13 protein-coding genes are annotated in these 12,754 nt (G+C 63.1%); 3 read left to right on the top strand and 10 right to left on the bottom strand.

Annotation, left to right across the window (positions count from 1 at the left end; translation table 11 throughout):
* Positions 1-23: 23 nt before the first annotated feature.
* From AC0IYU_RS20050 to AC0IYU_RS20030, 5 genes are all read right to left on the bottom strand, one after another.
* Complete coding sequence (locus AC0IYU_RS20050) at positions 24-1,439, bottom strand: multicopper oxidase family protein (RefSeq protein ID WP_472120390.1); 1,416 nt, start codon at positions 1,437-1,439, stop codon at positions 24-26.
* A gap of 36 nt (positions 1,440-1,475) precedes the next feature.
* Entirely contained in the window at positions 1,476-2,900 is a 1,425-nt protein-coding gene (locus AC0IYU_RS20045) for a TolC family protein (protein ID WP_472120388.1), read from the bottom strand.
* A complete protein-coding gene (locus tag AC0IYU_RS20040) occupies positions 2,897-3,268 on the bottom strand; it encodes a hypothetical protein (protein WP_472120386.1) in 372 nt (123 codons plus the stop codon). Before AC0IYU_RS20040 ends, AC0IYU_RS20045 begins: the two co-directional genes overlap by 4 nt.
* 117 nt (positions 3,269-3,385) lie before the next feature.
* Positions 3,386-3,811 (bottom strand): hypothetical protein, encoded by a 426-nt coding sequence (locus AC0IYU_RS20035; protein WP_472120384.1) that lies wholly within the window; start codon positions 3,809-3,811, stop codon positions 3,386-3,388.
* A gap of 67 nt (positions 3,812-3,878) precedes the next feature.
* Complete coding sequence (locus AC0IYU_RS20030; RefSeq protein WP_472120382.1) at positions 3,879-4,274, bottom strand: hypothetical protein; 396 nt, start codon at positions 4,272-4,274, stop codon at positions 3,879-3,881.
* Between the two features lie 191 nt (positions 4,275-4,465).
* On the opposite strand from AC0IYU_RS20030, the gene AC0IYU_RS20025 reads away from it, so the two are divergent.
* The 3 genes from AC0IYU_RS20025 to AC0IYU_RS20015 all read left to right on the top strand — a co-directional run bounded on the left by AC0IYU_RS20025 (position 4,466) and on the right by AC0IYU_RS20015 (position 8,010).
* Positions 4,466-5,149 (top strand): heavy metal response regulator transcription factor, encoded by a 684-nt coding sequence (locus AC0IYU_RS20025; protein ID WP_472120380.1) that lies wholly within the window; start codon positions 4,466-4,468, stop codon positions 5,147-5,149.
* A complete protein-coding gene (locus AC0IYU_RS20020; RefSeq protein WP_472120378.1) occupies positions 5,146-6,561 on the top strand; it encodes a heavy metal sensor histidine kinase in 1,416 nt (471 codons plus the stop codon). The genes AC0IYU_RS20025 and AC0IYU_RS20020 overlap by 4 nt, the downstream gene beginning before the upstream one ends.
* Before the next feature lie 186 nt (positions 6,562-6,747).
* Positions 6,748-8,010 carry a type II restriction endonuclease gene (locus tag AC0IYU_RS20015; protein ID WP_472120376.1) on the top strand — a complete coding sequence of 421 codons (1,263 nt, stop codon included), beginning with the start codon at positions 6,748-6,750 and terminating at the stop codon, positions 8,008-8,010.
* A gap of 76 nt (positions 8,011-8,086) precedes the next feature.
* Here the strand turns inward: AC0IYU_RS20015 and AC0IYU_RS20010 are convergent, their stop codons facing one another.
* The 5 genes from AC0IYU_RS20010 to AC0IYU_RS19990 all read right to left on the bottom strand — a co-directional run bounded on the left by AC0IYU_RS20010 (position 8,087) and on the right by AC0IYU_RS19990 (position 12,535).
* Positions 8,087-8,416, bottom strand: coding sequence for a four-helix bundle copper-binding protein (locus tag AC0IYU_RS20010; RefSeq protein WP_472120455.1), 330 nt, complete (start codon positions 8,414-8,416; stop codon positions 8,087-8,089).
* Between the two features lie 135 nt (positions 8,417-8,551).
* On the bottom strand, positions 8,552-8,890 hold the full coding sequence (locus tag AC0IYU_RS20005; RefSeq protein ID WP_472120374.1) for a hypothetical protein: 339 nt from the start codon (positions 8,888-8,890) through the stop codon (positions 8,552-8,554).
* Positions 8,891-9,092: 202 nt separating this feature from the next.
* Entirely contained in the window at positions 9,093-9,632 is a 540-nt protein-coding gene (locus tag AC0IYU_RS20000) for a c-type cytochrome (protein ID WP_472120372.1), read from the bottom strand.
* Positions 9,633-9,644: 12 nt separating this feature from the next.
* Positions 9,645-10,727 (bottom strand): copper resistance protein B, encoded by a 1,083-nt coding sequence (locus AC0IYU_RS19995; RefSeq protein ID WP_472120370.1) that lies wholly within the window; start codon positions 10,725-10,727, stop codon positions 9,645-9,647.
* Complete coding sequence (locus AC0IYU_RS19990) at positions 10,724-12,535, bottom strand: copper resistance system multicopper oxidase (RefSeq protein ID WP_472120368.1); 1,812 nt, start codon at positions 12,533-12,535, stop codon at positions 10,724-10,726. The genes AC0IYU_RS19995 and AC0IYU_RS19990 overlap by 4 nt, the downstream gene beginning before the upstream one ends.
* Between the last annotated feature and the right edge of the window lie 219 nt (positions 12,536-12,754).

Below are 12,754 nucleotides of genomic sequence, written 5' to 3'. Positions count from 1 at the left end.
GAGGTTGGAACGGAGGGAGAGAACTAGTGGTTCGAATGGCCGCTGCCGGGCTTTCGAATCTGGACTTCGATGTTCTTGGCGGGCATGTTCTGGGCGGGCATCGCTGCGGCGCCGGCGCCGCGTTGGCGCGAGGTCTCTGGCGGCGGCCCGTCCAGCTCGTAGGCGACGGTGCCTTTCGGGTGCTTGAACCAGCCGGGGTTCGAGTAATCGCCGGCCTTCTGGTTTTTGCGCACCTTGACCATGCTGAACATGCCGCCCATCTCGACCGAGCCGAACGGGCCTTCGCCCGTCATCATTCGCGCGGTGTTGTCGGGAATCGGCATTTCCATCTCGGCCATGTCGGCCATGCCGCGCTCGCCCATCACCATGTAGTCGGGCACCAGGCTCGTGATCTGCTTGGCCACGTCCTTGTGGTCCAGGCCGATCATGGTCGGCACGTCATGACCCATGGCATTCATCGTGTGGTGGCTCTTGTGGCAATGGAAGGCCCAGTCGCCTTCCTCGTCGGCCAGGAATTCGATCTGCCGCATCTGGCCGACCGCCACGTCGGCGGTCACCTCGTACTGCCTGGACGACTTGGGCGTCGGCCCGCCATCGGTGCCGGTGACGAGAAACTCGTGCCCGTGAAGGTGCATCGGGTGGTTGGTCATCGTCAGGTTGCCGATGCGGATGCGCACCTTGTCGTTGAGCCGCACATTGAGCGAATCGATGCCGGGGAAGATCCGGCTGTTCCAGGACCACAGGTTGAAGTCCAGCATGGTCATGATCTTGGGCGTGGCGCTGCCGGGCTCCACGTCGTAGGCGTTGAGCAGGAACACGAAGTCGCGGTCGACCTTCTCGATCAGCGGATGCTCGGCCTTGGGGTGCGTCACCCAGAAGCCCATCATGCCCATGGCCATCTGCGTCATCTCATCCGCATGTGGGTGGTACATGAAAGTGCCCGGGCGGCGCGCGACGAACTCGTAGACGAAAGTCTTGCCTGGGCGGATCGGTGGCTGGTTCAACCCGGCCACGCCGTCCATGCCGTTGGGCAGGCGCTGGCCGTGCCAGTGCACGCTGGTGTGCTCGGGCAGCTTATTGGTCACGAAGATGCGCACGCGGTCGCCTTCCACGACCTCGATGGTGGGGCCTGGTGACTGGCCGTTGTACCCCCACAGATTGGCCTTGAAGCCGGGTGCCATCTCGCGCACCACGGGTTCGGCCACCAGGTGGAATTCCTTGACGCCGTTGTTCATGCGCCAGGGCAAGGTCCAGCCGTTGAGCGTGAGCACTGGGTTATAGGGGCGTCCGCTCGAGGGCATCAGCGGCGGCATGGTGTTGGGTGTCGTCTGGAGCACGGGCTCCGGCAGGGCGGCCATGGCCACCTTGCTCACGCTGGCCGCGGCGATGGCGCCCGTGATGGCACCCGCACCGCTCAAGAAATTGCGTCTGTTTTTCATGTCATTCAAATCAGTTGGAGAGCTCAGGTAGCGGGCTCAGTGGGCAGCGCCAGCAGAGGCGCCTTCGCCGCCCGAGCTGGCCATCGAGGCGCCCATGGACGTGGGCTTGCCCATCACCGAAGCCGCCAGCGCAGCATCGGCCAGCCAGAACTGCTGCTGGGCATTGATCGCGTTGCTCACGCTCGCGATCTGGTCGCGCGCCTCGGCCAACAGCTCGAAAACGCCGATCAACATCCCGTTGTAGCGAAGCACGTTCTCGTCGGCCATGGCCTGGCGCAGCGGCACGATCTCGTCGCGGTAGTGCCGTGCGATGTCGTAGGCAGTGCGGTAGGCCGAGTAGCCTTCGCGCAGCTGAGAGGAAGCGCCGCGCACGGTGGCGTCGTAGCGGTTGGCCGCGGCCAGCGACTGCGCGTTCAACATGTCGCGCTGCGCCGAACCCCAGTCGAACAGCGGCAGGCGGATGTCGAGCTCGAAGCCTCGGCGGGTGCTCTTGGTGTTTTCCGCGTTGTCGAACACCGTGTCGCGCCGTCCGCCCACCTCGACGTCGATGAAGGTCGACAGCAGGTTGATGCCTTGCGATTTGCCCGCCACATCCAGCTGGGCACGCGCGAGTTGGACATCCAAGCGCTGCTCGGTCGCGGTCGCTGCGACTTCCTTAGCCTCGCGAGGGGCCTTGGGCAGGTCAGGCAAACGCTCGGGCAAGGCCAGCTTGGTGGCCTGCTCATCGTTCAACCCCAGGACACGAATCAATTCTTCGCGCGCAGCGGTGGTGGCGTGCTGTGCCGAGGCGAGTTGTGTCGTCGCGTCGGCGTAGAAAACCTGTTGGCGTGCACGCTGCAGCTTGGAGAAATTCCCAATGAGCTGCATCCGGCGCGCGAGCTCGGCGCTGGCCTGGGCAGACTTGTTGACTTGCTCGGCGTACTGCAACGACTGCTGCGCGGCGACCGCACGGACCCAGGCCTGCTTGACCTGCGTGACCTGGTCGACCACGGCACCGGTCAGTTGGACTTTGGCCTGGGCTGCCTGGCTCCTGGAGATCGACAGGCGTTGTGGCAACAGAATCAGGTCCACCAGTCCGAAGGACAGCAGACGCCCAAGCTCAAGCTCGCTGTTCAGGCGCATGCGCTCGAACGTGAAAATCGGATTCGGCAACCGGCTGGTCTGGTTGGCTGCGGCAATGTCGCCCCAGCTCTGGGCAATTAAAGCCTGGACGGACGGGCTGTTGGCCAGCGCGAGCTGGACCGCGTCGTTCTGCGACAGCGGTTTGGCAAGCAATTCCTGCGACAGCGCGGCGCGGCGGTCACGCTGCTCCTGAGTCCGGCTGAGTTCGAGCTTGCCGCCGGTGAACTGCTGCGCGTTGGTGTTCGTGTCCTTCAAGGCGTCGTCAATGCCGACCGAGGCGCACCCCGCCAGGAAAGCAGCGGCGACGGCAACGGCCGTCAAACGAAGGGCGCGCTTCATGGCTTCTCCTTCTTCGCAGGCATGGGCATCGAATGGCCCGGCTGCGCGGCCGGCGCAGGGGCTGCGCCCTTGGTCGAATCGGCCTCGCCCACACCGGAGCCTGAGGTCTCCTTGGCGTAAGCCTGCCAGCCACCGCGGCGGTAGACCGTCTCATTGGCTTCTTTCCAGGGAATGGGCTTCTCGTCGGCAAAAGGCTGATAGCCCTCAAGCGCGGACTTGTAGGTCAGGACGGCGGGCGCCGCAGCCTCAGCGGATTTCGCGGGTGCGGGTTGAGCCACCGCGACGGCGGCACTCAGGGCCGCCAAAGCGGAGAACGCAGCCAAGGCGGGAAAAGCTGCCAACCGACGGGTCGGCGATGAATGGAACATGGAGTCCTCGCAAGTTCATGAACGGAGTGCGTCAAAAGCTGCCCGAAAAGGCATGACGCAGGCGATGCATGAGCGTTCGCGGCGGCCCGTGACGAGAGTCACAGGCGCGCGAACGCGTTAAGCGCGAGGAGGTTTGTCGAGAACGCGCGGAGCGAGCGTGGCCACCGTGATGGCTGGCTCCATCAGGTCTGCTTTGGGAAGGTCGTGGAAGACCGCCACGTCCATCGTGCTGGTCAGCGCCGTGGCATGGCATGCGCCGCAGGTACCGCACTTGTGCATCGCATCAGGCTCTGCATTCGCAGTCTTGGCGACGCTGTCCTTTGCGGGAGGCTTGGCGGCCTGTGTCGCCTTGTGCTCGTGATCGCCGTGGCCGTCCGCATGGGGGTACCGGGCATGGTCGTGCGCCCCGGGCTGTGCGAGCGACACCTCGGCCGCCGCACCGGCGTGACCTGGTCCGCAAAAGACCATGGCTGCCGCCGCGTACCCCTGGAAGGGCACGGCGAACATCATGATCCAAAGGACGAACAGGCGAACCCGGTGCATGCGGCGAATTCTAAGTCGAGCAGTGTGTCAGGAGACCTGTATGGACATCCAGTTTTGCGCGCAACTCTCAGGGCTGCGCTTGTGCGCGGGCTTTGCTCGCATCACCTCTGGGCGCTGGCAGGGGCGCACCGAGCCTTGCTGCGGCATCCCAGTTGGGCTGCTTCTGCGCGGCCTCCAGTTCGGCCACCACTTCGGCGCGCGACTTGGCGGCTCCGACCTTCGGCGTGCTCATCGATCCCCAGCGCAGCATGCTGCCCCCGGCAGGGGTTTTCTGCGCGTCAGCGAGTTCAGCTGATACCTGGGCCTGGGATTTGCCCTGTCCAGCTTCACTTGGGTGATAGACCACGCCGGCTTCGTTGGGCGCAAAGTGGGACGGCCCTTCTGAGTAGGCTGCAAACGGCGCAACCAATGCAGCGCCTGCACCCACGGCAAGTGCGAGCGAGAGGATTTGACGGTTCTTCATGATAGGTCTCCTTCAACGAAATGCTCGACTTCGCGAGCTGCACTGAACGCGTCGGCATCGACCACCGAGCCGGCGATGCCAGGCAACTGTCCGGCATGCAACGACTCTAGGAAGCCAGTCCACCAATCAACCGCCACGTGGATTACAAAGAAGTAATCCACGCATGCGATCTAGCGCCGTAGCATTCGACGATGCGAATCCTGGTCATCGAAGACGAACACAAATTGGGCGACTACCTGGGCAAGGGGCTGGCCGAGAGCGGCTTCGTGGTTGACCTTGCGCGCACCGGAATCGAAGGGCGCACCCTCGCCCTCGAGGGCGATTACGATCTGCTGGTACTTGACGTGATGCTGCCGGGCATCGACGGCTTCGCGGTGCTGGAGGCGGTCCGAAGATCCAAGGCGATGCCTGTGCTGATGCTGACCGCCCGCGACGAAGTGGCCGATCGGGTGCGCGGACTGCAGAGCGGCGCGGATGACTATCTGGCCAAGCCGTTCGCCTTTTCCGAGCTGCTTGCCCGGATCCAGGCGCTGCTTCGGCGCGGCAAGCTCCATGAGGTGTCTAACTACACGCTGAAGGACATGACGCTCGACGTGGTGGCTCGCAAGGCAACACGCAGCGGACACCGCCTCGACCTGACCGCCAAGGAGTTCGCGTTGCTGACCTTGCTCATGCGCCGCCAGGGCAATGTACTGTCGCGCACGCAGCTGGCCGAGCAGGTGTGGGATATGAATTTCGACAGCGACACGAACCTTGTGGAAGTGGCCATCCGGCGGCTGCGCAGCAAGATCGACGATCCTTTCGAGGAAAAGCTGCTGCACACGGTCCGCGGCATGGGATACGTGCTGGAGAGCCGGCAAGGCGGCGTGCCGTGATCGCCGCCAAGACCGCTGTGGAGGGCCTGGGTGCAAAGCCCAGCATCACGCCAGCCCCACCAGAGGTGGGTGCACAGGCCGTCACCGCGCATGCGAAGGGCACCGGGTCGATCCAGGCTGCGTTGTCACGCTGGTTTGCAGCCCAGGCCCTGATCGGACTCAGCTTGGTGTGCGTGGCGATCTACGCCGTCACCGCATGGAGCTTTCAGGTCAAGCAGGCCAGCGAATTCGAGCGTCAATCCGAACTGATCAAACATCTGATCCAGGAGTCGCGCGATGACCCGGGGCGCGACGGACTGCGCCACAAGCTGGACGACTTCTTCTCGACCCACGCGGAGATCAGCCTGGTATTGCGCCGCGGCAACGAAATCATCTATTCGTCCACGCCGGCCCGGACCTCGGGACGCTGGGTCTGGATGCCTACGCAGGAGCAGCCGATGTCTTCCGGCGAAGCCGCGATGCAATTGCAGCTGGGCATTGATGTGCAGGAAGATGCCAAGCTCCTGGCGCGGCTGGCCTGGACCCTGGTGGGTGCGGCCGTCCTCGGCTCCGCGGTCATCTCGCTGACCGGCGCCTTGCTGGTGCGTCGAGGGATGCAACCGCTGCAGAGGCTCGTTCGACAGACGGCCGACACCGGGCCGGAACACCCGGGCCGACGCATCGACCCTGCCCCGTATGCCTCTGAGATCACGCCGTGGGTGGCTCAGTTCAATGCGGTGCTCGATCGCGCCGAACAGGCCTATCTGCAACTGGAATCCTTCAATGCGGATGTGGCGCATGAACTGCGCACGCCGCTGGCCAACCTGATCGGGATGGTCGAAGTCGAACTGGCCCGGCCGCGATCGATCGAGGAATTGCGCGAAGCCTTGTTGTCGGCGCTGGAAGAAGCAAGGCGGGTCTCCACGATCGTGATCGACATGCTCTTCCTGTCGAAGGCGGACCGCGGCGCGGTGGCCCGCCGCTCGGCGCCGGTCAGCTTGGCCAACCAGGTGCGAACGGTGCTTGAATTTCATGACGCCACGTTGGAGGATGCAGGATTGAAGGTGCATGTGAGCGGCGATGCACGCATCGGCATCGACGCGGGCCTGGTGCGGCGAGCCTTGTCAAACTTGCTGAGCAATGCGGCCAGGTATGCGACACCAGGCTCGACCATCGCCGTCGTGATCGACACCCAACCCGATGGCGTCTGGGTCAAGGTTGCCAATCGCGGTGAACCGGTTCCAGTCGACGTCCTCCCCAATCTGTTCAAACGGTTTTTCCGAGCAGAGCGCTCCCGATCCGACTCGTCAGAGCATCACGGGCTCGGCTTGGCGATCGTGGCCGCCATCGCCCGCATGCATGGCGGCCAGACCCGCGCGACCTCCCGTTCGGGGGTCACTGAGATCAGCTTTTCGATAGCGCCGGAAAGTTGAAACGTATTTCTCAGGACCGCCTGCTGTCCACCGAGGGCAAGCGCAACCTCTGGTCCATTCGACTCCGTGCGAGGCCAGACCGGAATTCGACCGCCAGAGATTCCTATGCGGAACGTGGCCCCGACTGGAGCGGCCCGTGCTTCAATCGATGGTGTCGCGCCTTGCGCATTTCAATCCTCTGCGCCCATGTCCCTTGGTCTTGAAGTTCTCATCGGTCACTGGAAGTCCGATTCATTGAGCACCTACAACTCCTGGTTTCTGTGGGACGAGCGGCTGAAGAATTTCCGCTCCATCCGCCGGGGCCTGGCCCAGGTGGTCAAGGACATCGATGCGGGGACCTTCGGCAGCGCGTTTCGCGGCTCCTCGCTCGAGACCGTCGTCGGGTCGGTGGCGGAGCAACGCCAGATCTTCAAGGGCGCCGACCATGCGTTTCTCTGGAAGCCCAAGCTGCGCATTCCCGACATCTACGAGAACAATGCCAATCAGCGTGCCTTTGCCCGACTGCTGCATGCCTGCGACTGCTGCGACAACGCCGAGGAGGTGGTCGAGGCCATCCGCCGCATCGATGCGCATCGGATCAAGGGCCTCGGGCCGGCCGTGGCGAACCTGCTGTACTTCGTCCATCCCACGATCGTGATGCCGTTCAACACGGCGATCGTGAAAGGCTACAACGCCGTCACGGGCAGCAACGTCAAGCTCGGCAAGTGGGACCATTACCTTTCCATGCGCGAGGGCTGCCTTCGGCTGAACGCGCAGCACCGCCGGCTGCTGTCCAACGACATGGGAGCACTGGCCGGGTTGCTCTTCGACATCGGCTCGGGCCGGTACGCGGCGCCGCCGCGCAGCGATGATGTCGCAGCCGTTCAGGGCTGGGAGGCCGACCTCGAGAAAGTTCGCGAAGATTCGGCAGCCGCGCACAAGCGCTGGGCGGCGGAGCGCGAGAGCGACGCAACCCACACGCAAATCCAGGGATGGCTGCGCGACCTGGGCAGGTCGCTCGGCTACGGCGTGTGGATCGCCTCCAACGACCAGGGACGCAGCTATGCGGATGGTCGGCTCGGCGACGGTTGCTTGACGCAATTGCCTGCGGGCGCCCAGCCCGGCCTGGACTCGGTGCGCTTGATCGACGTCATCTGGGTGGAGCCCGACGGCTCGAAGATCGCTGCAGCCTTCGAGGTGGAGCACTCGACTTCCATTTACTCTGGCATCGTGCGAATGCTGGACCTCGCACTGGGCACTGCGTTGGGCGTCGGCGTTTCGATGTTCCTGGTGGCGCCCGATGCGCGTCGTGAGGATGTCCGGCTGCAGTTGCGCCGCCCTGCATTCTCGCGCGTCGCCGAACTCGGCATCCGTTATCTGCCCTACAGCGAACTTGGAACGCACCGCGAAGCGATTGGACGGTTCGGTTCGGGCTTGAAGCCACTCAGAGAGATCTCTCACTCGCTCTGATCAAGGCCATTGGCGGCGGTGACAGCCGCGCGCCGCTTCGCGAAGAACGCAGCGCACGATGCAAGTCCCAGGACCATCAATGCGCCATGGCTCGGCATGCGGCAGCACAATCCTTGCAGGCCTTGGCGCAGGCCTTGCAGTGGGCCATCTGGTGCTTCTCGCACTCTGCACCGCATGCGTCGCAGATGTCCGCGCACAGTGCGCAGATGGCCTTGGCATGTTCACTGCCGCGGGCCATTGCGGCCGCAGCAAACTGGCAGGCGGCGGCGCAATCGATGTCAAGGGCGATGCACCTCGCCAGCATCTTGACGTTGTCTTCTTTCAAGCACGCGGACGCGCAATGATTGCAGGCAGTGGCGCAGCCGTTGCAGGCCTCGATGCATGCGGTATAGCTCTCATGTGACATTGCTGACTCCTTTGAAGTGAATGCCGGTGACCCGGCGACAAATGGGCTGCCGTGACTCGGCATCCCGGAACCATCTGCTGCCGTCGCATCGGCCTTGGACGTGGCGATGTCCGACAGCATTGGCTTTGGTGGCGGTTACTTCGGGGTGCCGCCCTGACCGGGATCGCGGTGTGGGCGCGCCTCGCGAGCGGCAGCTCTTCCCTGGCCCGTGGCCTCGGGGCGTGTCGTCTTCTTCACGCCCGAGCCCTCGCCTTCAGCGGTGCTGCCATCCTTGATCGGCTTGGTTCCCGTCGGCTTCGCGCTCTTCTTGGCTTCGGCTGCGATCTGCGGCTTCGTGTTCGTCTGCGGGACGGCCTCGGACGTGTGGTTTTGCGCAATGGCAGCACCCGAGAACAAAACGGCAGCACCGAATCCGATGAACGAGGTCTTGAGAGAGAAGATCTTGCGTTGAGGGATCGTGTTCTGGCTTGTCATAAAAACTCCTTTAGGTCGTTGCCGGTGTCCCGGCGAATAGGACATCTGTCTCATCAGGTATCCGTGAAGACAGCTGCCGCACTCACTTTAGGAAACGGCTTTATAGGAAGCCGGACGCGGGCATTACAGTTGTGTAATCCGCCCTCGCGCAATTGCCGAGGGCAAATTGCGCACGCGGTATCCAGAGGAGACTGCGGCCAGGTCATTGCGCTTCCTGATGAGTGCTGGGCGATTGCTGCGTGAGTTGTTCGAACTCTGCCGGCGAAAGCTTTGGCAATTGCTGCAGGAAGGCCACCATCGACCACAAGGTCTGATCGTCATGGGTGTACCCCCAGGCCGGCATGCCGGTCATCTTGACGCCGTGCTTGATTACCCAAAACGCTTTCTCGGGGTCATGAGCTCCATGCGCGTAAAGATTGGGCGGCCGCGGATTCAACCCTTTGCGCAGATCGGAGTCGCCCTTGCCGGGCGCCAGGTGGCATTGAACGCACATTTGTGCGTACTGCCTTGCGCCCGCCGCAACCATCTGCGGAGCGTCGAGGTCGGGCACAGGAATGCCTTGTGCACGCGCAGAGATCGAGCGCTCGCGCATCGAAGTCAGGGCGGATGTGACGGGCCGCGAGTGCGCCTCGTCCGCTGCGACGTTGTATCCGCCCGTCCACCAAACGGCCGCGAGTCCCGCAGCGGCGACCACGACCGCGGCCGCCGCCCCGACAAGCATCGTTGAGATGAGTTTTGACATGGGGTGCTCCAGTCAGAACCACAATCTCACGCCAGCCACGATTTGCGTGTCCCGAACGCGTTCGCCAGCCTGTCGTGCGTAAGCGGCGGTATTCCCGAACTTCTTCGACCATGTCACCCCAATGTAGGGAGCGAACTGCCTCGTCACCTCATAGCGCAGTCGCACTCCCAACTCCATGTCGGACAGCCCCGAACCGATGCCGCGCTGCGGATCGTTCTTGCTATAGAAATTGGCCTCGAGCTTGGGTTGAAGGATCCACTTCTGCGTCAGGAGGAGGTCATAGCGCAGTTCGAGACGTGCGGCGAGCGCGCCGCCCGAACCCACATAGGCTGTTGCTTCGGTTTCGAACCAGTACGGAGCAAGGCCTTGCACACCGAACGCCAGCCAGCTGCGCGAGCGACCTCCACCGCCGTTGTCGTGCCGCACACCCAGCTGAGTGCTCCAGAACGTGGCGATGGCATGGTCCCAGAGTGCCTCGGTGCGAAAGGCGTCGAGGCGGCCCGCGCGGCGTTCGCCTTCAGCCTTGATCCAAAGCTTGTTGTAGTCGCTCCCATACCAGGCTTCGACGTTAAGGTTCTGGCCACGAGCATCTCTGCCCTTTGCATATTCCAACTCGTTGACCAGGATCCGCCCGTAGCGTTCGTCATCCGCCATGTCCATGCCGGGCATGGCCATCTTCGGCATTCCCTCAGCATAGGCGTCTGGGTCGCGGGCATCGGCAGGGGGGCTGCCACCTTGCATCGGGCCCATGCCTGGCATGGAGCCCATGTTGTTCATTTCGGGCATGTCCTTCATGTCGGAGCTACTGCCTTTCATTCCAGGCATCCCCTGCATTTGTCCGTGATCCATAGGCGCTGCGGTGGATCGAGGATTTTTCTTCTCGGTTAGCTCTTTTGGCGGTGTCGTCGGTGCGGCCCTATTGGATGCACCGTCCTTCGACGTGGGACCGGACATGTTCGTGCCCATCCCCGGCATGTTGTCCATGCGCTTGGACGCATCGCTCTGGGCAATCGCAGAAACTGTGAAGCCGAGTAGAAAAGTTGCGGTTGCGACTGCAATGCTGCTGCGCGCAAGTTTGAGCTGAAGCGGGTTCATGACACGTGCACCTCACGAAACATACCTGCTTCCATGTGGTACAGCAGATGACAGTGATAAGCCCAACGCCCCATCGCATCCGCGGTCACCCGGTAGGTCACGCGCTGCGCGGGCTGGACATTGATCGTGTGTTTGCGAGCCAGAAACTCGCCAGTGGGAGATTCCAGTTCACCCCACATACCGTGCAGGTGAATCGGGTGATTCATCATCGTGTCGTTGACAAGCACCAATCGAAGCCGCTCGCCGAAACGGAAGTGCACTGGCTTCGACTCGGAAAACTTCTGACCGTCGAAAGACCACATGAATCGCTCCATGTTGCCGGTGAGGTGCAACTCGATGTCGCGGCCAGGCTCCCGGCTGTCGATCGGTCCGCCGATCGTGTGGAGATCGGCATAGGTCAAGACGCGTCTTCCGTTGTCGCGCAGATTGATGCCGGGGTCGTCGAGGTTGGTGCGCGGCATGTCGACGTGCATGTCCACGCCAGGGCCGTACTCCGTACGGGCGTGGCGCACGCGCGGCGGTTTCATGGCCGGCTTCGCGCTACCCTCTGCACCCATTCCGGCCATGCTCGAGTGGTCCATCCCTTGCATGCTCCCCATCTCCTGCATTCCGTCCATCTCGCCCTTGCCTTTGGACCCGCCCATGCTCCCCATCATGCCCATGGCGCCCATCATGTCGGTCATGGTCAACCACTGCGGTTTGTCCACCTCAGGTACCGGCGCCTGCATCCCGGTGCGAGGCGCAAGCGTGCCGCGGACAAAATTGGTTCGGTCGATCGATTGAGCGAAAAGGGTGTAGGCCCTGTCGTCGGTTGGTTCGACGATCACGTCGTAGGTTTCGGCAACAGAGATCCGGAACTCATCCACCGTCACCGGGTGGACGTCCTGACCATCCGCGGCGACCACGGTCATTTTCAGTCCCGGTATGCGGACATCGAAGATGGTGGTGGCCGACCCGTTGATGAACCGGATCCGCACCTTCTCGCGGGGTTGGAACACGCCAGTCCAGTTGTGATCGGCGGTCTTGCCATTGAGAAGGTAGCGCGCGGCGCTTCGAAGTTGAGTCGTGCCGGTCAGATCACCGAGGTCGGTGGGGACCATGCGCATGCGATTCCACATCTTTCGCTTTTCGAGCGCGCCTTGGACACCCATCTGGGCGATGTCTCGCTTGAAGTCGCCAACCGTCGGCTGGTTGAAATTGAAGAACCCGCTCATGACCTTCAGCTTCCGGAAGATCTCTTCGGGCACGCCATCCGTCCAGTCCGAAAGCAGCACCACGTGCTCGCGGTCCGCCCTGAAGCGAGGTCCGTCGCGGGGGTCAATCACGATGGGCCCGTACAGCCCCGTTTGCTCCTGGAATCGCGAGTGGCTGTGGTACCAGTAGGTGCCGCTCTGCTTGACCGGAAAGCGATAGACGAAGGTTTCGCCAGGGGCGATGCCGTTGAAACTCAGACCAGGCACGCCGTCCATGGACGCAGGGACCAGGATGCCATGCCAGTGGATCGAACTTGCGACCGGCAGTCGGTTGGTCACACGCAGCGTGACCGTATCTCCTTCGCGCCACCTCAGCGTTGGCGCCGGGATCCGGCCATTGACCGTCGTCCCGATGCGCGCCTGTCCTGTCACGTTGACAGGCGTCTCTGCTATCACGAGGTCGAACTCCGTTCCACGCAATTCCGTACGTTCGGTTTGCTCCGCCGTCGCAGCCCAGGACAAGGAAGGAGGCAAGGCCAGCCCACCGAACGCTCCAGAAAAGCCCAGGCCCGTCACAAATTTGCGCCGATTGAGGCGGTTTGAAACCGGCCTCATGGTGCGCCCCTTCTCGTCTCGATGCGGCACGAACGCGAGACGACGGAAGGTCGGGCCCGACCGGTCGATCGTGGCGCGGGGGATCGGGCTTCAGGCGAGCAAGGCACCCGCGTACCGCTTGGTGGAACAGTACGCACGGATGTGGGCTCGTTCTGGGAACGTGTTGATGGATGGAGCATTGGATCCTCGAAGATTCATGGCTGGATGCATTCCCCGCCC

It is taken from the genome of Variovorax sp. AC103, from assembly GCF_979254005.1.
Note: the sequence above shows the minus strand (reverse complement) of the source record. Positions and strands in the feature narration are given on the sequence as shown.

Excerpts from the sequence above, each read along its gene's own strand:
- AC0IYU_RS20050 (WP_472120390.1), bottom strand. The coding sequence starts at position 1,439 with ATGAAAAACAGACGCAATTTCTTGAGCGGTGCGGGTGCCATCACGGGC.
- AC0IYU_RS20045 (WP_472120388.1), bottom strand. The coding sequence starts at position 2,900 with ATGAAGCGCGCCCTTCGTTTGACGGCCGTTGCCGTCGCCGCTGCTTTC.
- AC0IYU_RS20040 (WP_472120386.1), bottom strand. The coding sequence starts at position 3,268 with ATGTTCCATTCATCGCCGACCCGTCGGTTGGCAGCTTTTCCCGCCTTG.
- AC0IYU_RS20035 (WP_472120384.1), bottom strand. The coding sequence starts at position 3,811 with ATGCACCGGGTTCGCCTGTTCGTCCTTTGGATCATGATGTTCGCCGTG.
- AC0IYU_RS20030 (WP_472120382.1), bottom strand. The coding sequence starts at position 4,274 with ATGAAGAACCGTCAAATCCTCTCGCTCGCACTTGCCGTGGGTGCAGGC.
- AC0IYU_RS20025 (WP_472120380.1), top strand. The coding sequence starts at position 4,466 with ATGCGAATCCTGGTCATCGAAGACGAACACAAATTGGGCGACTACCTG.
- AC0IYU_RS20015 (WP_472120376.1), top strand. The coding sequence starts at position 6,748 with ATGTCCCTTGGTCTTGAAGTTCTCATCGGTCACTGGAAGTCCGATTCA.
- AC0IYU_RS20010 (WP_472120455.1), bottom strand. The coding sequence starts at position 8,416 with ATGTCACATGAGAGCTATACCGCATGCATCGAGGCCTGCAACGGCTGC.
- AC0IYU_RS20005 (WP_472120374.1), bottom strand. The coding sequence starts at position 8,890 with ATGACAAGCCAGAACACGATCCCTCAACGCAAGATCTTCTCTCTCAAG.
- AC0IYU_RS20000 (WP_472120372.1), bottom strand. The coding sequence starts at position 9,632 with ATGTCAAAACTCATCTCAACGATGCTTGTCGGGGCGGCGGCCGCGGTC.
- AC0IYU_RS19995 (WP_472120370.1), bottom strand. The coding sequence starts at position 10,727 with ATGAACCCGCTTCAGCTCAAACTTGCGCGCAGCAGCATTGCAGTCGCA.
- AC0IYU_RS19990 (WP_472120368.1), bottom strand. The coding sequence starts at position 12,535 with ATGAGGCCGGTTTCAAACCGCCTCAATCGGCGCAAATTTGTGACGGGC.